General features: G+C 56.8%; 14 protein-coding genes and 4 pseudogenes. 9 read left to right on the top strand and 9 right to left on the bottom strand.

What is annotated here, in order from left to right; genetic code table 11:
* Nucleotides 1-2 precede the first annotated feature (2 nt).
* From gyrB to dnaA, 5 genes are all read right to left on the bottom strand, one after another.
* Nucleotides 3-1,997 carry a DNA topoisomerase (ATP-hydrolyzing) subunit B gene (gene gyrB, locus G7066_RS00195; protein WP_166328144.1) on the bottom strand — a complete coding sequence of 665 codons (1,995 nt, stop codon included), beginning with the start codon at nucleotides 1,995-1,997 and terminating at the stop codon, nucleotides 3-5.
* A gap of 244 nt (nucleotides 1,998-2,241) precedes the next feature.
* Entirely contained in the window at nucleotides 2,242-2,559 is a 318-nt protein-coding gene (locus tag G7066_RS15380) for a DciA family protein (protein WP_341873818.1), read from the bottom strand.
* 169 nt (nucleotides 2,560-2,728) lie between these two features.
* Nucleotides 2,729-3,907 (bottom strand): DNA replication/repair protein RecF, encoded by a 1,179-nt coding sequence (recF, locus tag G7066_RS00205; protein WP_166328146.1) that lies wholly within the window; start codon nucleotides 3,905-3,907, stop codon nucleotides 2,729-2,731.
* Between the two features lie 8 nt (nucleotides 3,908-3,915).
* Nucleotides 3,916-5,058, bottom strand: coding sequence for a DNA polymerase III subunit beta (gene dnaN, locus G7066_RS00210; RefSeq protein WP_166328148.1), 1,143 nt, complete (start codon nucleotides 5,056-5,058; stop codon nucleotides 3,916-3,918).
* A 384-nt stretch (nucleotides 5,059-5,442) separates the two neighbouring features.
* Nucleotides 5,443-6,861: a chromosomal replication initiator protein DnaA gene (gene dnaA, locus G7066_RS00215; protein ID WP_166328150.1), complete on the bottom strand. Its 1,419-nt coding sequence runs from the start codon at nucleotides 6,859-6,861 to the stop codon at nucleotides 5,443-5,445.
* Between the two features lie 348 nt (nucleotides 6,862-7,209).
* Here dnaA and rpmH point away from each other — a divergent pair, with 348 nt between their 5' ends.
* From rpmH to G7066_RS00260, 9 genes and pseudogenes are all read left to right on the top strand, one after another.
* The gene (rpmH, locus tag G7066_RS00220; protein WP_010155609.1) at nucleotides 7,210-7,347 is read left to right on the top strand and encodes a 50S ribosomal protein L34; all 138 of its coding nucleotides are present in this window, start codon (nucleotides 7,210-7,212) and stop codon (nucleotides 7,345-7,347) included.
* A complete protein-coding gene (rnpA, locus tag G7066_RS00225) occupies nucleotides 7,347-7,715 on the top strand; it encodes a ribonuclease P protein component (RefSeq protein ID WP_425280778.1) in 369 nt (122 codons plus the stop codon). Before rpmH ends, rnpA begins: the two co-directional genes overlap by 1 nt.
* Nucleotides 7,716-7,767: 52 nt before the next feature.
* On the top strand, nucleotides 7,768-8,019 hold the full coding sequence (gene yidD / locus G7066_RS00230) for a membrane protein insertion efficiency factor YidD (protein ID WP_166328152.1): 252 nt from the start codon (nucleotides 7,768-7,770) through the stop codon (nucleotides 8,017-8,019).
* Nucleotides 8,020-8,023: 4 nt separating this feature from the next.
* A pseudogene (yidC, locus tag G7066_RS00235) lies at nucleotides 8,024-8,976 on the top strand (membrane protein insertase YidC).
* 2 nt (nucleotides 8,977-8,978) lie between these two features.
* Nucleotides 8,979-9,482 (top strand): Jag family protein, encoded by a 504-nt coding sequence (locus G7066_RS00240; RefSeq protein ID WP_166328154.1) that lies wholly within the window; start codon nucleotides 8,979-8,981, stop codon nucleotides 9,480-9,482.
* A gap of 94 nt (nucleotides 9,483-9,576) precedes the next feature.
* Nucleotides 9,577-10,209 carry a 16S rRNA (guanine(527)-N(7))-methyltransferase RsmG gene (gene rsmG / locus G7066_RS00245; protein WP_166328156.1) on the top strand — a complete coding sequence of 211 codons (633 nt, stop codon included), beginning with the start codon at nucleotides 9,577-9,579 and terminating at the stop codon, nucleotides 10,207-10,209.
* Nucleotides 10,202-11,117, top strand: a pseudogene (locus tag G7066_RS00250) (ParA family protein). The gene rsmG and the pseudogene G7066_RS00250 overlap by 8 nt, the downstream one beginning before the upstream one ends.
* 2 nt (nucleotides 11,118-11,119) lie before the next feature.
* A pseudogene (locus G7066_RS00255) lies at nucleotides 11,120-12,120 on the top strand (ParB/RepB/Spo0J family partition protein).
* A gap of 66 nt (nucleotides 12,121-12,186) precedes the next feature.
* Complete coding sequence (locus tag G7066_RS00260; RefSeq protein WP_166328158.1) at nucleotides 12,187-12,642, top strand: SRPBCC family protein; 456 nt, start codon at nucleotides 12,187-12,189, stop codon at nucleotides 12,640-12,642.
* Between the two features lie 295 nt (nucleotides 12,643-12,937).
* Here the strand turns inward: G7066_RS00260 and trxA are convergent, their stop codons facing one another.
* From trxA to G7066_RS16715, 4 genes and pseudogenes are all read right to left on the bottom strand, one after another.
* Nucleotides 12,938-13,261 carry a thioredoxin gene (trxA, locus tag G7066_RS00265; protein WP_166328160.1) on the bottom strand — a complete coding sequence of 108 codons (324 nt, stop codon included), beginning with the start codon at nucleotides 13,259-13,261 and terminating at the stop codon, nucleotides 12,938-12,940.
* Between the two features lie 26 nt (nucleotides 13,262-13,287).
* Nucleotides 13,288-14,240 (bottom strand): annotated as a pseudogene (trxB, locus tag G7066_RS00270) (thioredoxin-disulfide reductase).
* Nucleotides 14,241-14,314: 74 nt separating this feature from the next.
* Nucleotides 14,315-15,157, bottom strand: coding sequence for a DUF6049 family protein (locus G7066_RS16705; protein WP_280116278.1), 843 nt, complete (start codon nucleotides 15,155-15,157; stop codon nucleotides 14,315-14,317).
* A gap of 499 nt (nucleotides 15,158-15,656) precedes the next feature.
* Nucleotides 15,657-16,538 carry a DUF6049 family protein gene (locus G7066_RS16715; RefSeq protein WP_166328164.1) on the bottom strand — a complete coding sequence of 294 codons (882 nt, stop codon included), beginning with the start codon at nucleotides 16,536-16,538 and terminating at the stop codon, nucleotides 15,657-15,659.
* Between the last annotated feature and the right edge of the window lie 42 nt (nucleotides 16,539-16,580).

Raw genomic sequence — 16,580 nt, forward strand, 5'->3', positions numbered from 1 at the left:
TCTCAGATGTCAAGGAAGCGCACGTCCTTCGCATTTTGCTGAATAAATCCGCGTCGAGCCTCGACGTCTTCGCCCATCAGAGTGGCGAAGACCTCGTCGGCTGCGGCCGCGTCGTCCATGGTGATCTGCAACAGTGTGCGCGATCCGGGGTTCATCGTGGTCTCCCACAATTCTTCGTAGTTCATCTCGCCAAGGCCTTTGTAACGCTGAACGCCACTCTCCTTCTGCAGGCGGCGTCCGGCAGCAGCACCGGCTTCGAGCTGTTTGTCTCGCTCGGCGTCGCTGTAGACGAACTCGTGGTCGGCGTTGGTCCATTTAATGCGGTAGAGCGGCGGCTGCGCGAGGTACACATACCCAAGATCAATGAGTGGGCGCATGTAGCGGAACAGGAGTGTGAGCAGCAGCGTGGTGATGTGCTGGCCGTCGACGTCAGCATCGGCCATCAAAACGATCTTGTGGTACCGTGCCTTTTCAGGATCGAAGTCCTCACCAATGCCCGCGCCAAATGCCGTGATCATCGCTTGAACTTCGGCGTTGTTCAGCGCACGGTCGAGACGCGCCTTTTCAACGTTCAGGATCTTGCCACGAAGCGGCAGGATGGCCTGCGTCTCGGGGTTACGTCCCGTCTTGGCGGAGCCACCCGCGGAGTCACCCTCCACGATGAAGATTTCTGAGACGGTGGGGTCTTTGCTCGTGCAATCCGAGAGTTTACCGGGCATGCCGCCGGACTCAAGAAGACCCTTGCGTCGTGCGGTCTCCCGAGCCTTACGAGCCGCGAGGCGAGCCGTGGCAGCCTGGATTGACTTACGAATAATGTCTTTCGCAGGGCCAGGATTGCGTTCGAACCAGTCGCCGAGCTGATCACCAACAACCTTCTGAACGAATGCCTTAGCTTCGGTGTTGCCGAGTTTTGTCTTGGTCTGCCCCTCGAACTGAGGCTCCCCCAGCTTCACGGAAACGACTGCAGTTAGACCCTCGCGTACGTCATCACCCGATAGGTTTTCGTCCTTTTCGCGGAGAATGTTCTTCTCACGGGCGTAACGATTCACGAGCGTGGTGAGCGCTGCGCGGAAACCCTCTTCGTGGGTACCACCCTCGTGCGTGTTGATCGTGTTTGCGTAGGTGTGCACACTCTCGGAGTACGAGGTAGTCCACTGCATCGCAACCTCTACGGAGATATGCTTTTCTTCGTCCTCAGACTCGAACGAGATGATCTCTTCGTTGACAACCTCAGCACGTTTTGCAGCGTTGATGTGTTCAACGTAGTCTTCAATGCCCTTTTCGTACATGAACACATCGTGAGGGGCTGGCGGAGTAACGAGCTCCCCCTCGGCGTTCTCAACGAGTTCCTGCGGGCGAAGATCGGTAAGTTCGATCCGCAGTCCCTTATTCAAAAAGGCCATCTGCTGGAAACGTGTCCGAAGTGTGGTGTAGTCGAACTCTACGGTCTCAAAAATGTCAGGGCTGGGCCAGAACGAAATAGTCGTGCCAGTTTCTTCGGTGGCCTCACCCTCAGCAAGGGGCGCATTGGGAACGCTATCCGTAAAGGACATGTTCCACGTGAAACCTTGGCGCTTGACCGCAACTTCAAATCTACTGGAAAGCGCGTTTACAACGGAGGATCCAACGCCATGAAGACCACCCGAAACCGCGTAGCCACCGCCGCCAAATTTGCCGCCGGCGTGCAGAACAGTCAGCACCACCTCAACGGTTGACTTCCCCTCAGTCGGGTGCATATCGACCGGAATACCGCGGCCATTATCGATAACCCGAACACCGCCATCCTCAAGAATTGTGACGTTGATCACGTCACAATGCCCGGCTAGCGCTTCATCGACGGAGTTGTCGACAATCTCGTAAACTAGGTGGTGGAGACCGCGCGGTCCGGTGGACCCGATATACATACCGGGACGCTTCCTCACCGCCTCAAGTCCCTCAAGCACCTGGATATCGCCAGCGCCGTACTCTTCCGCGGCTGCGGTCTGTTCTGAACTCATGCCTTGAATGATCCTTCTCTGGGCGTCTCAGAGCGCATTTTCACCCCGGATACTTCCGCAGTCCAGCCTATCAACAATCCCGCCCTAGAGGCTGTATTCTGACCCATCTAGACCACTATTTCGAGTGGGATCGTCCCCCAATCGCTTAAGTCGCCTGGATTAAGAGGCTTGTACCTTCTATGGCACGACATTTTGGTCCTCGCCAAGTGAACCTAATCGTGTCGTCGGCGTCGCGAATTGCGAGTTATCCGTAGGTGTCGCGGGGGCCGCGTCCCTGAACCGTTCGAGGCCCGTGTCGCCAACTGGGTGCCCCGGGCGCAATAAACCTCAGATCACGAATCTCCGCATCGGGATATTCATTGAGTAATCGCGTTAACATTTCACCGCGAAGGCGACGCAACTCAGTCGCCCACGTTGTCGAATCGCACTGCACCTGGAGGACGCCGTTGCTAATCCCAATAACAGTCGTGTGTTCCGCGGTTGACTCCCCAGCAAATTCCGCCCACTCCTCAACTACACGAGCCTGATCGAGTTCAGCGCTCCACCCCATATCCGTCGCCATGGTGTTAAGCACATCGCCCAGGGACTTGGGATCTCTACCGAAACCGAAGGGTGTCCCTCCCCCTGTGCGTCGGTGGATTTCACTTTACGGCGACGTGCTGGTTTCCCGCGCCAAATAGACTTCGCATGCAGGTAAGCGGTGGCTAAAAAATCAGAGCTATTCGAGGGAGTCATTGATGTTCCTCCTCGATGATCGTTCCCGCCTCGATTCTGACTCGATGCCAAGGGACATTATCGGGCACATCATCTTCAACTGCGGCGGTCACAATGACTTGTTCATATCCCTGAACCGCGGTCATCAGACTCTGTCTTCTACGTAGATCAAGTTCAGCAAACACATCATCCAGAATAATAACTGGGTCACCCGCGGAGGATTCCTGTCTCAAAATGGCAGCAAGGGCCATCTTCAGTGAAAGCGCGAAGGACCAGGATTCGCCGTGACTTGCGTAGCCCTTAACGGGAAGTTGATTGAGGGAGAGAACTAGATCGTCTCGGTGTGGACCCACGAGAGTGACGCCACGCTCTAGTTCCTTTGCCCTAACTAGCTCGAGTGCCTCATGAAACTCAGTAGCGAGTGTTTCACGTGAAACGTTAGCGAGTTGCTCAATCGTGGGCGTTTCACGTGAAACACCCGCGTGCTCCATTCGTACCTGAGTGACAGACTCACTGAGGGACAAGTGTGGAGAATGATCCTGCTCAACAAGCGCCTGGTAGCCTGAACGTAGCGGTGCACCGAGGTCTCGAATTAGTTCTCTTCGAGCCAGCATAATCTGCGTGCCGTACTCCGCGAGTTGCTCATCCCAAATGCCAAGGGTTGATTCAATTGCTCGTGTATTCGATCCTTTACGCGCCGATTTCAGCAGAGACGTGCGCTGCCGAACGACTCTTTCGTAGTCGCCCAGGGCTCCCGCTGCCACCGGAAATCTGGCAACAAGGGCGTCATCAAGGAAGCGTCGACGTCCTGACGGTTCTCCACGAACGATCGTAAGGTCCTCTGGAGCAAAAACTACCGCCGCAAACCAGCGGGTCACTTCCCTTACTCGCGCAGCGTTGCGATTTATCTGAGCTCGATTCGGCCCCTCCCGATTAAGTTGGACCTCAAGAACCACCTCTCGGTTCACCGCTTCGATGCGCATACGCATGACGGCGGCATCCTCCCCCGAGCGTATAAGGGGAACATCACTGCTCACACGGTGGGATCTCACCGTGGCAAAATAGGCGATAGCCTCGACCAGGTTAGTTTTACCCTGCCCGTTTCGTCCAAGCAGAAGATTTGGACCCGGGCTCAGATCGAGTTCTGCTCCGCTATAATTGCGAAAATCATTCAGTGATAGATGCGAGACTCGCATCGCGGTTCCTAGCGTAACAGCAAGTTTGGCTGCAGTAGGTAGCGGAAGCTCTCTTCATCAGCTTCCTCCTTACTGCTTTGGCTGGTAATCAGCACAGGCCCGGGCTTTCCCGGAGTATCGGTACGGGTAAATGCGATGCGTGCATATTCAGAATGTGTTGATCTTAGTCCATCAAGCAAGAACTGTGGTTTCAGAGACACGACCATCTCTTCGCCGACAAGGTGAACGTCAACGGTCTCCACTGCCTGAGCCGCCTCGGTTCCCGCTGCCTCAAGTGTCACGGTCCCCTCAACAAAGGAAAAACGTAGTGCGGCTTCCCGCTCAAGAACCAGACCCACGCGACCAACTGCTTCAACCAACTCGGCCGTATTCATGACAGCGTAGTTGTCGATATCAGTCGGAAAAAGACGCCCAACCGGAGGGTAATTTCCCTTAATCAGGAGCGAGGTTACCGTCTTGGAAGCACCGGTAAACGCGATGAGTTCACGCTCCCCATCCTTAACGATAGAAACTTGAACCTGGCCATCGTTAGAGAATGTCTTTCCAACTTCCGTGACGATCTTTGACGGCACGAGGGCGGTAAGCGCTTCTTGAGCTCCCTGGCTCTCCCAGTCGATGCTGCGAGTAGCCACTCGATAACGGTCGGTCGCGGTCAGAGTGAGCGAATTCTCACTCACCTCAAACTGGACTCCCGTGATAACGGGGGTCACATCATCTTTAGAAGCCGCCAAGGAAACCTGTGCAATCGCGTCCGCAAACTCTTCAGCAGGAACCGATCCTGAAACAGAATCAACTCGGGGTACTTGCGGGTACTCCTCGGCAGGCATAGCGGGCAAGCTAAAGGTGGCGGATCCACAACGAACCTCCACCCTACTCTCGAGAAGCGAAACTTCGACGTCAGAATGAGGCAGGCGTGAAGCAATCTCACTGAGCAAACGCCCTGAAACTAGGGCGCGTCCGGCCTCAGATACCTCTGCCTTGATTGTGGTTCGAGCAGAAACTTCATAATCGAACGAGGAGATCGTGAGTTGATCGCCTTCGGCCTCGATGAGCGCACCACTGAGGAGTGGTTGAGTTGGACGCTGCGGAAGTAGCTTCACCGCAAACGAAACCGATTCGCTAAACACGTCACGATTGACGGTGAATCGCATGTGGCTTCCTTTCGGGTGAAACATCGGGGACTGCCTCACAATCTTTGCATACTCGGAGGCCCATAGCATCCGCGGTTTCTAAAAGTTGTCGTTTCCAGATCCGCGACCCCTTCGGAGTGCGTGATTGATTGCCCGATTAATGAGAAGAGAAGTGTTAACAGTGTTAACGCTTGTGGATACTGTGGATAACTCGCTCAATCCCAATCGTTTCTAGAGAACTACAACAATGTGAGATGTGGGAGTGACGTGGATGACCGGAGATCGGCTGGATCATGCTGATCCTTCCCCAAAGGTTGTCATCCACAAGCGGCGCCCCTTAGTCCACAGATTTGGGTGAGTTATCCCAAGTTATCCACAGATACCTGTGGGTTGTGGAAAACGAGGCTATCTCGAACCCTGTTTGATGTGGGTTGTCAGTTCAGTGACCTGGTTGTAAATCGAACGACGTTCTGCGATGAGCTGCGTGATCTTTTTGTGCGCGTACATCACAGTGGTGTGATCTCGGCCACCGAACAACTGTCCGATCTTCGGGAGTGAGAGCGGGGTGAGTTCACGACACAGGTACATGGCGATCTGTCGGGCAGTCGCGATTTGTTGGGCGCGGGAAGGTCCGTATAGTTCATCGATTGAAAGCTCGAAGTACTCGGCAGTGCGATTGATGATGTCGGTCGGCTGAACCTCGTTATCGGCGTCAAGTGTGATGAGATCCTTCAGCACCGTCTGAACGAGCGGCATATCGATGGGCTGCTGGTTCAAACTTGCGTAGGCGGTCACGCGAATGAGTGTGCCCTCGAGCTCACGAATATTTGACGAGAATTTGCTCGCAATGAACTCCAGGATGCTCGTGTCGATCTCGAGATTTTCGCGCTGTGCTTTTTTACGTAGGATCGCGATTCTAGTTTCGAGGTCGGGAACCTGAATATCCGTGAGAAGACCCCATTCGAAACGAGAGAGCATGCGCTCCTCAAACCCGCGCAGCTGCTTTGGCTGAACATCGCTTGTAATAACCACCTGCTTGTTATGGTCGTGGAGCGTGTTGAAAGTGTGAAAGAAGGCTTCCTGAGTCTCTACCTTGTCCTCAAGAAACTGGATGTCATCAACCAGCAGAATGTCAACACTGCGGTATCGGGCATGAAACGCGGCACCCTGATTGTTCGCGATTGAGTTGATGAAGTCGTTGGTGAAATCTTCAGAACTGACGTAGCGCACACGAACGTCGGGAAAGAGCTCACGTGCATAGTGTCCGATGGCATGAAGCAGGTGGGTCTTTCCCAGACCCGAGTCGCCGTAGATGAAGAGTGGATTGTATGCCCGGGCGGGTGCTTCTGCAACTGCTACAGCAGCAGCGTGAGCAAAACGGTTGGACTGGCCAATCACAAAACTGTCAAAGCGGTACTTTTCGTTCAGTCGGCTATCGAGTGGTTGCTCCTCAGCGCCGTGACGGCGGCGAGGTTCATCGACAGGGCGAGGAGTGTCGACTTTGGTACCAAAATCTGCAGTGTCATCGTCACGAGGCTCGGGATCAAGGCTTGGATGCGCTTCTTCATCGACAATCACGATGAAGTTTTGAATCATTTCCGCTTCAGGGATCTGAGCCACTGCTGCCATGATCGCCGGGCGAAGGCGGTTCTCGAGAAGCTTGAGTGTAAACTCCAGCTGCACTGCCAAGTAGAGCGTTCCCGCGGCCAGTCCTCTCGGCACCGCGAGTGCCAATTGCGCTCCGACGGCTGGGCCGACGGCAGGGTCACTCATGACCGCCTGGGTCACCTTCACCCAAACTTCTTGAATTTCGTGCTCAGTCACGCTGATTCCCCGGTCATCTGCAAAAATGGAATATTGAACGATGTTGTACCCAAGTTTATCCACAGGTCGGGTCAGAAAAAATCGCGTAATTATGTCAATTCCGAGCGACCCAAGGCATCTTGGCCAACGCTAGCTACAGATTTGTCCACAGACAAGCCATAAAGCCAATTCGCTCGAGAAATGACGAATTTTCCACCGGACTTTGACGTGATTCGCCTTTCGGCGTAGACTAACTACCTTGTATGGGCTGCAAGTCTGGTGTTTTTGTGCCAGCGCGTCGCCCCACATCCGACTTTCTCGTTGCCACAGAGCTGCGGGGAGCTGTTCCATAAGTCACGGAGTCTTTTCATGAGCAAGCGTACGTTCCAGCCCAACAACCGTCGTCGCGCGAAGGTGCACGGTTTCCGTGCCCGCATGCGCACCCGCGCGGGTCGCGCCATTGTCGCAGCACGTCGCGGCAAGGGCCGCTCGAAGCTCACCGCGTAATACTTTCCCGGGGCGATAATGCCTGCTCGGCAACATCGAATTACCCGGGGGACGACTACCGACGTATTGTGCGTTCGGGTCGCCGCGTGGGCGGTGCTTTAGGCATAACCCACGCGGTTTTTCGTTCCCCGGAGGATCCTGCTCGTTTTGGCTTCATTGTCTCCAAAGCGGTTGGAAATGCGGTGACTCGAAATCTGGTTCGACGTCGTCTCAAATCGATCGCGCAACGGCAGATAGTTGAAGGGTGTGCGGGAATTGATGTTGTATTTCGCATGTTGCCTGCAAGTGCCTCGGCAAGCTACACCGAACTCGAGGTTGAAGCTCATCGTGCGCTGAGCAAGATCCGCAGGGAGGCAGAGGCTTCGTGAAATCGATACTGCTCGAGGTCTGGCTTCTCCCCGCAATCTTGCGATTGCTTTCATGCACGCGTACCGTAGAGTCGTTTCTCCCCTGTACGGTGAAGTGTGCAGGTATTATCCATCCTGTTCCCGGTACGCTCTTGAGGCATACCAACAGCGCGGTTTTCTCGTCGGTGTGGTCTTGACCACCTGGCGGCTACTGCGATGTAACCCCTTTAGTTCGGGCGGCATCAACGATGTCCAACCCGCACTCCGACGTTACCTCGTGATTAATTCGCGCGGTTTTGTCCGTCCCACCCAGCGAAAGGCCTAATCAGGTGGATTTCTTCGAGACAATACTCTGGCCGCTGCGTTGGCTCGTTGAGCTTGTGCTCGCGGTCTGGCACCAGCTCTTCACCTGGGTCGGCATGGACCCCGCGGGGGCCTCACCTGGCTCCTGTCGATTATCGGACTCGTGGTTGTTGTGCGTTCGGCACTGATCCCGATCACCGTGCGCCAGATTCGCTCGCAGCGACGCATGATGGATCTTGCGCCCGAGATGAAGAAAGTACAAGACAAGTACAAGGGCAAGAAGGATCAGTTCTCGCGCGAGGCCATGAGCCGCGAGACCATGGCTCTGTACAAAAAGCACGGCACCAACCCGTTCTCGTCGTGCCTGCCAATCCTGATCCAGATGCCCATCTTCTTCTCGCTGTTCTACGTGCTGCGTCACGCCGCCGAGAACACTACGGGCATCGGTTTTATGACTGAGAAGCTTACGAACAGTTTCAATCAAGCCGAGCTGTTCGGTGCGCCCCTCAAGATGACCTTCACCCAGGGCTGGGAAGCAGGCAACTGGGTCATTGTGACCATGCTTGGCCTCATCATGGTGTTGATGATCGCCTCGCAGTTCTTCACGCAGCTGCAGATCATGTCGAAGAACGTCTCCGACGAGACCAAAAACTCCCCGATGTACCGCCAGCAGCGCATTCTGCTCTACATCATTCCCTTCGCGTTCCTGTTCTCGGGCGTTGCGTTCCCACTCGCTTTGAACATCTACTGGTTCACCTCGAACCTGTGGACGATGGGTCAGCAGTTCATCGTGATTCGTAACATGCCGACGCCCGGCAGTGAGGCCTGGCGTGCGCGTCAGGCACGACTCCGCGCCAAGGGTAAGCTGACGGAGGAAGAGGCTGCTGTTGAAGACGCGCGTCAGGCGCGCGAGACAGGCCAGCAGGGACAGCGTCAACAGCCAGTGAGCGCAAAGCGTGCAAAAAAGAAGGGCAAGTAAGCGTGACTACCGAGCAAACGGCGAGTGATCACCCGACCGAGGAACTCAGCCTCGCGGAACTAGAAGCGGACGGCGATCTCGCAGCCGATTACATCGAGGGGCTGCTTGACATAGCGGATCTTGACGGCGATATCGACATTGATGTCGCAAACGGTCGCGCCTACGTTTCAGTAACCGGTGGCGATGAGAGTCTCGACCGTCTTGCTAGTTCAAGTGCAGTCCAGGCACTGCAGGATCTCACGCGCCTCGCTGTTCAGGCGAAGACCGGCCGCTTCTCACGTCTGATTGTTGACGTTGGCGGATCCCGCAGCGCTCGTGAACTTGAACTCAAAAAGATGGTCGACGCTGCAATTGCACAGATAGCCGCTGGCCGGGAACAGGTTGCACTCGAACCTATGTCGTCTTATGAGCGGAAGCTCGTGCACGATGAGGTCGCCGAGCGTGGTTACTTCTCTGAGTCAAAGGGTGAGGGGCGCGATCGTCGCCTGATCATCAAGCGTCCATAAGTCGTTAGCTGTTCAGGGCTGTTTCACGTGAAACGAGCAGCTCAGGATCGTGTGGGTTTATGTGTAGTAATTTGAGCCGCGGAATCGGAGAGCAATGATCGAGACAGAACCCTCCGTGACCGCGGAACTTGCCGGTAATCGTGTTGAGGTGTTGCGGTCCTTTACCGCGGACCTCGCCGCTCGCGGCGAAGAGCTCGGACTCATCGGCCCCTTAGAACTGCCGCGCCTGTGGACTCGCCACATTCTGAATAGTGCGGTGCTTGCGCCGCTGATTCGAAACGGTGGGCGTGTGGCCGACATCGGCACCGGTGGAGGTATGCCGGGGTTGGTGCTCGGGATCATTCGCCCGGACGCCGAGTTTTTGTTGATCGAACCCATGGAACGACGTTGCGCCTGGCTCAATGAACAGATTGAGCGGCTCGAGTTGGCAAACGTTGAGGTTCGCCGAGGACGTGCCGAGGAGTTTCACGGTGCATTCGAAGTGGATCAAGTAACCGCTCGAGCGGTAACCGCGCTGCGCAAGTTGGTTCCGTTGACCGCTCCTCTGCTGCGCGACGGCGGAGAGATGCTGTTCTTGAAGGGTGCTGCGATCCACGACGAAATCGAGGCGGCGCAGAAGGTGCTTAGGAAGCATCGACTGCATGACATTTCGGTCGAAGAACTCGGCGAGGGCAAGCTGGCAGAAACAACGCGTGTATTTCGGGCTAGGCTTGGTACCCATGGCTGAAGTGGAGAATTCGCTCGTCGGCGACCACCTCGTCGACAAAATTCGGCGACGCCGCAGACTCGCGGAAACACGATCCCCCTTGCCCGAGACAACTCGGGTCATTACGGTCTCGAACCAAAAGGGTGGCGTGGGTAAAACCACCACCACGGTGAATCTCGCTTCGGCGCTCGCGCGCCGCGGTGCGAACGTGCTCGTGATTGATCTTGATCCCCAGGGCAACGCCTCAACGGCACTCGGTGTGCAACACCGACCCGAGGTGACCAGCATTTATGATGTGCTGCTGGGTGACAACAGTCTGCAGGACGCCCTTCAGATCTCGACGGACAACGAAAATTTGCACTGCGTGCCCTCTACCATCAATCTGGCTGGAGCCGAGATTGAGCTCGTTTCGCTGGTAGCTCGCGAGCAGCGTCTGCGCACGGCTCTTGAGACATTCCTGCGCGAATCAGAGCGCACCTACCACTACGTGTTCATCGATTGCCCCCTTCTCTTGGGCTACTCACGGTAAACGCGTTTGTGGCGGCAAACGAGGTACTCATCCCCATTCAGTGTGAGTACTATGCGCTCGAGGGCTGAGCCAACTGCTCGGAAATATTCAGTTGATCCAAAAGCACCTCAACCCTGGTCTGCAGGTCTCCACGATTCTGCTCACCATGTATGACGCGCGCACTAATCTTGCCCAAGAAGTTGCCGGCGAAGTACGATCCCACTTTCCGAGTGAAGTGTTGAACGCGGTTGTTCCTCGCTCCGTACGAATTTCTGAAGCCCCCAGTTATGGGCAAACCGTGCACGCATACGATGGCGCATCAATTGGTGCGCTCGCGTACCTTGAGGCAGCGGCCGAGATGGCCGAGCGAGGCGCAAACGGAAAAGTACAGGCAGACGCAGCGAACAATGAGAGGGCATAGCGATGGCGACCAAAAAACGAGGCGGACTCGGCCGTGGCATTGGCGCGCTGATCCCCAAGCGCCATCGAACGGAGAAGAGCGTCCGGTGGATGTGTTCTTCCCATCCAATGGTGCGGCTGCAAAGGCCGCAGCTGAAGCAGAGGTCATTTCGGACGCAGCTGAGGCCGCAGAAGCTGAACTGCGCGAGGTGCCCGGCGCACGACTGACCCGTCTTGATGTTGCCGATATCGTTCCGAACAGTGTGCAGCCCCGCACCGAGTTTGACGAGGAAGCACTTGAAGAGCTGACGCACAGTGTTCGCGAGTTCGGTGTGTTCCAGCCAATCGTGGTGCGCGAGATCGATACGCCCGACGCCAAGGGTCCGCACTACGAACTGATCATGGGAGAGCGCCGTCTGCGCGCTTCAAAGCGCGCGGGCCTTGAGACGATCCCTGCAATTGTGCGCAGCACGGCTGACGAGCACATGTTGCGTGACGCGCTGCTTGAGAACCTGCACCGCGCACAGCTCAACCCGCTCGAAGAGGCCTCCGCCTACCAGCAACTGCTGGCGGACTTCGGGATCACTCAGGAGCAGCTTGCGACCCGCATTGGCCGCTCTCGCCCACAGATTTCGAACACAATCCGGCTGCTAAAGCTGCCCGAGCCCGTGCAGAGTCGTGTAGCCGCCGGTGTGTTGACCGCGGGGCACGCGCGCGCGATCCTGTCGCTTGACGGTGACTCTGATTCAATGCAGCGCCTCGCCGATAAGATCGTCAACGAGGGACTCTCGGTGCGTGCCGCAGAGGCGGTCGCGGGTGAAACCCCTAAGCGCAAGCTGCCGAAGCCGCGTGCCGGTGGAGTGCAGTCGCAGCTCGGAGAGATCGCTGAGCGTCTGGGTGATCGTTTTGATACCCGCGTAGCTGTGAAGCTCGGTGCGAAAAAGGGTCAGATCATTATCGACTTCGCGACGATTGCGGATCTGAAGCGGATTCTGGCTGAACTGGATGATCCTGGGTTTAGTTAGGGTCAGTGGAGTGGCAGTTCGGCAGAATATGCAGCGCCCTCTCTGGGCGTGTGTTTGACTTTAGGCATGACTGAGGAACTGAGAATCGTATCTGCCGAGCGAGTTGTTGTTGCGAGCCCCGAGGTAATCTTTGAGTTGATCGCTGATCCTGCGCAGCAGCCACGCTGGGACGGTAATGACAATCTTTCCGAGGCGGCCCCTGGGCAACGAGTGCACCAGGGTGGCGACGTGTTTGTAATGAAGATCACAACTGACGGTCAGTATCGTGAGAATCGTGTCGTTGAGTTCGAAGAGGATCGTCGCATTGCCTGGCTTCCCTCCCCCGTCGGAGCAGTAGCACCAGGCCACCTGTGGCGCTGGGAACTCGAACCGCAGGCTGACGGCACTACTCTCGTACGCCACACCTACGACTGGACCGCGCTGCATGACGAGAAGCGCATGGTGCGAGCGCGGGCAACAACGGCAGACTCCCTCCTCGCTTCGATCGATAGACTGGCCGCCCTCGCGGAGTCTGTGGTTTAGCGCTGAGAGTTCATTTCACCGACGAGCTTGCTTCCCATTGCCGAGCTTACGGTAGTAGACCGTCGGCGCGGCAACGAAATGCGGGCTCGCTGCGACGAGTTTCTTCCCGGGTCATTCGGGTCATCGTTCAGGCGTACAGCACTTGCCAATCTCGCGAACGATATCGAAAGAACACTTCTCGAGAGTGAGGGTTTCAGGCCGCCCCACACTCCAATCACAAAGAGCCCCTAGACCGTAGTCTCGACAAAAAGGCGGGTGGTTGCCGAAACAACCACCCGCCACGAAACGATTCAGGCTAGATAATCCCGTTGAGGTGCTCGACAATCATCGGCTTCGGCATCGCACCGATGATCTCGCGGATCTCCTCACCGTTCTTGAATACCTTCATCGCGGGAATGGAGGTGATGCGGTACTGCGCCGCGAGATTAGGATTCTCATCAACGTTCAGCTTCGCGATGATGATCTTGCCTTCGTTCTCGGCAGCGATCTGGTCGAGAATCGGGGCGACCGCGCGGCAGGGGCCGCACCACTCTGCCCAGAAGTCAACGAGTACGGGAACTTCGCTCTTCAAAACTGCGGTATCGAACGAGTTCTCGTCGACGATGATGGCTTCACTCATGATGATTCCTTTGTTAAATGATTTGGTTAGACCGCGGCGGGAACAGCGCTTTGTTTCTGCTCAAGCGCGGCGATGTAGTGTTCTGCGTCGAGGGCTGCAGCAGTGCCGGATCCTGCCGCGGTGATGGCCTGCTTATAGTGGGGGTCGATCACGTCGCCCGCTGCGAAGACACCAGGCACTGAGGTGCGCGAACTACGGCCGTCAACGGCAATTGTTCCCTCATCGGTCAGTTCGAGCTTGCCATGCACCAGGTGGGTTCGAGGATCGTTGCCGATCGCGATGAAGAGGCCTTCAATTGCGAGTTCGCTCTCCGAGCCGTCCACCGTGTTCTTCAGCGTCAAACCGGTAACCTCGGTCTCACCGTGAATTGCACTTACGCCCGAGTTCCAGATGAACTCGATCTTCGGATTATCGAAGGCACGCTGCTGCATGATCTTCGAGGCCTTCAGTTCGTCACGACGGTGGATGACGTAGACCTTGTCGGCGAAGCGGGTGAGGAACGTTGCCTCTTCCATGGCCGAGTCGCCGCCGCCGACAACAGCGATGGTCTTCTCGCGGAAGAAAAAGCCGTCGCAGGTGGCACACCACGAGATGCCGTGGCCAGAGAGGCGTTCTTCGTCTTCGAGGCCAAGCTTGCGGTAAGCGGAGCCTGTTGCGTAAATGATGGCCTGGGCCTCGTGTACGGTGCCATCACCGGCGGTGACGCGTTTCACTTCGCCCGAAACATCGAGCTCGGTAACGTCGTCGTAGATGACCTCGGTGCCAAAGCGTTCAGCTTGCTCTTGCATCTTCTGCATGAGATCTGGACCTTGGATACCCTCGGGGAAGCCCGGGAAGTTCTCAACGTCGGTTGTGTTCATTAGTTCTCCCCGATGCCAATGGCGCTCGCGAACATCAGGGGTTTCAGGCCGGCTCGGGCCGCGTAGATGGCAGCGGTAAAGCCGGCCGGGCCGGATCCAATAATGATGATCTGGTTCATAGGACTCCTCGCGCGGGGCGGTGTAGTTGCGGTGCGCAACCGCTCAGTGGTGTACAACCCATCCTAAGACCGCGCTATTCCCGCGGTGCTGTGACTTTTGCTGTTGTTCGGCGCCTGCGAACACTGCGCCAGATGCCAAAGCCGAGCAGAAGCGCTGCGAGTACTCCGAGTACCCAGAGGGCGATTGTTTCAACCACACTGCTAATCGAAATGGGAAGAGTGCGTGTGTCGACGGTCAGGTCGCCGGAGTTGTCGGTGACGTTCACAACAAGACCGGACTCCCCCGAAGACACACGACTGCGCACGGGTACCAAGATTCGGCTAGTGCCCTCGGCCGCCACGGCGACGTCTGAGAAGTGCGATTCGGTCACAGAAAGTGCTGCAGAAGCCGGGACGACACCTACCGAGACCTTTGCGTCAAAGGGCAGCGAGTTTCTCAGTTGCACCGGAACCCGCGTTGAGGTGCCGACGAGCTGGGTGTTCTGAGTGTTGATGATTCGCACACCCTGCATCAGTTCGGCGTCGCGCTTTCGGTAATCTCGAGCGACCTTCTCAAAGTCGGCATCGTTCTCGGAGTAGCGAGTAGCGAAGAGATCAAGCAGACGAGTTCGCTGGTACCCAGTGAGGTACTCGGGAGTGACCAGGATCGCCGAGAGTTCATCAACCGAGGGCTCCCTGTTGACGGCGGCGCGCAGCAACTCCTGGCGATCCTCAGAGGTGCCGGATGCTTTCAGTGAAGCGGTTCCTTGTGTCTGCTCGGTATGGGGTGTTGGAGTCACCCAGTCGAGGCTGGCCAGTTCTTTGAGCAGCAGACTTGGCTCGTCGGCGTCGGCTGTCGCCGCGCGATCTAGGCCGAGTATGATCCCGGGAGAGTTTGTTTGTGCTGAGAGGGCAAGTTGGGCGGCTGCACTCGCTATACCGGCCGATCGTTCGGTCTCGGTGGGGCATTAAGAGCCTTACGAGTCGCCGTGGCCAAACCCGAATGAGTGACGAGAATCGAGGTTTCACCGAGATTGGCCCGAGGGCCACCCTTTTGCGTTACGTTCTCTGAGTCAAGAATGATGTTTGAAATGCCGCTCGACTTCAGCATTGAAACTGTGCTGGCATCTACCGCACCCTCGGCGGGCCACGCCATGGCTTCGGCCTCGGGCCAAGCCATCAGCTGCTTGAGTGTGGGTGTCGACGCAGAGCCACCCGTCGAATTACTCTTTGTTGCGTCTTCACCGTCGGTTTTTGCCTCGTCGGTTGGGGCCGGGCTTATGCCTGGCGTGGGGGCCTTGGTGTTCTGATTCTCTGAATCAGAGAAGGTGCCAAAGCGAGTAACAAAATCGAGGCTTGTTGGTTCGAGTAATTCTTTGAGACCGACGGCCGATTGTGCCGCTGGGTCCGCGTCAGCAAATTGCAGGAGGAACGTGGTCAGAGATGTTGATTCGAGCCGCTTGAGGAACTCTTGCGCTGGTTTGGGGCTCTCGTCACCGTACGCGCGAATGCCCGCGATGATGCGAGGATCAATAGCCAGTGTGGCTTGCTCAGTCGTAGCCACGGTGAGTAGGTCATCGAGCTTCGGCGCGACTTCTTCGAGCTGCTCGGGCTTGGCATTGTGTGGATGTTTGCGGGCAGCACCAGTGGCACAACAAAGCTGAGTTTTACAGGGGCTCCCCCGCTGCCCCTCCAAACAATCTGGGTTTCGCCAGAGATATCTGCCGAGGTGCCATCTGCTTCGTCTGGTGTCGCTGTGGACGGAACCGTCGGATCTACCGTCGTAGGTTTCGTCGCGTTGGGATCACTTTTGGGAGTAAACACCGCTCGAATGCGGTAGACTCCGGCTGCCGAGTTCGCGTTCAGCGGTAATTCTGAACGGGGCACCGAGACCGTCACAGTGCGTTCACTCTCACCATCTACCTGGCTCAGCTTGCTGGTCTCGAGCACAGCCCCAGACTTGTTCAATGTGTCGCCGAGTTCTTTGATGGACTCAACCCGCTGTGTGTCGAGTGACAGGGTCAGGGTGCCTGCGGGCAGTGCGTCTTTGCCGGGATTGCGAATGAGCACACTGAAGTCGTAATTCGCTGTGGCCTCATTCAGCAGGGGCGCTGGGGGCGACACGACAAGTTCTGGGAGGGTCGTCGCCTCATCCGTTTCTGGTGAAGTCGTCTCAGCGGCTACGGGAGCACTCGCCTCAGCTGCAGACACGCAACTCGCAGCAAGCAGCGCAGAAAGAGACGCCGCTGCGACGGCACGCCAGGCACCGCGAGCGCGGATCGGCCCACGCGAAACTCGGGGTCGGGTCAAAAGAGGCATGGCGACAGTCTATGGAGTGCCTCTGACGTGAAGGTTTGAGTA

The organism is Leucobacter coleopterorum (genome assembly GCF_011382985.1).
GTDB classification, from domain to species: Bacteria; Actinomycetota; Actinomycetes; order Actinomycetales; family Microbacteriaceae; genus Leucobacter; species Leucobacter coleopterorum.

What these genes read in the sequence shown, in the direction of transcription:
- rpmH (WP_010155609.1), top strand. Translation starts at nt 7,210, where the DNA reads ATGAGCAAGCGTACGTTCCAGCCCAACAACCGTCGTCGCGCGAAGGTG.
- dnaN (WP_166328148.1), bottom strand. Translation starts at nt 5,058, where the DNA reads ATGCGATTCACCGTCAATCGTGACGTGTTTAGCGAATCGGTTTCGTTT.
- G7066_RS15380 (WP_341873818.1), bottom strand. Translation starts at nt 2,559, where the DNA reads ATGGCGACGGATATGGGGTGGAGCGCTGAACTCGATCAGGCTCGTGTA.
- rsmG (WP_166328156.1), top strand. Translation starts at nt 9,577, where the DNA reads ATGATCGAGACAGAACCCTCCGTGACCGCGGAACTTGCCGGTAATCGT.
- G7066_RS16715 (WP_166328164.1), bottom strand. Translation starts at nt 16,538, where the DNA reads ATGCCTCTTTTGACCCGACCCCGAGTTTCGCGTGGGCCGATCCGCGCT.
- G7066_RS00260 (WP_166328158.1), top strand. Translation starts at nt 12,187, where the DNA reads ATGACTGAGGAACTGAGAATCGTATCTGCCGAGCGAGTTGTTGTTGCG.
- trxA (WP_166328160.1), bottom strand. Translation starts at nt 13,261, where the DNA reads ATGAGTGAAGCCATCATCGTCGACGAGAACTCGTTCGATACCGCAGTT.
- recF (WP_166328146.1), bottom strand. Translation starts at nt 3,907, where the DNA reads ATGCGAGTCTCGCATCTATCACTGAATGATTTTCGCAATTATAGCGGA.
- gyrB (WP_166328144.1), bottom strand. Translation starts at nt 1,997, where the DNA reads ATGAGTTCAGAACAGACCGCAGCCGCGGAAGAGTACGGCGCTGGCGAT.
- yidD (WP_166328152.1), top strand. Translation starts at nt 7,768, where the DNA reads ATGCACGCGTACCGTAGAGTCGTTTCTCCCCTGTACGGTGAAGTGTGC.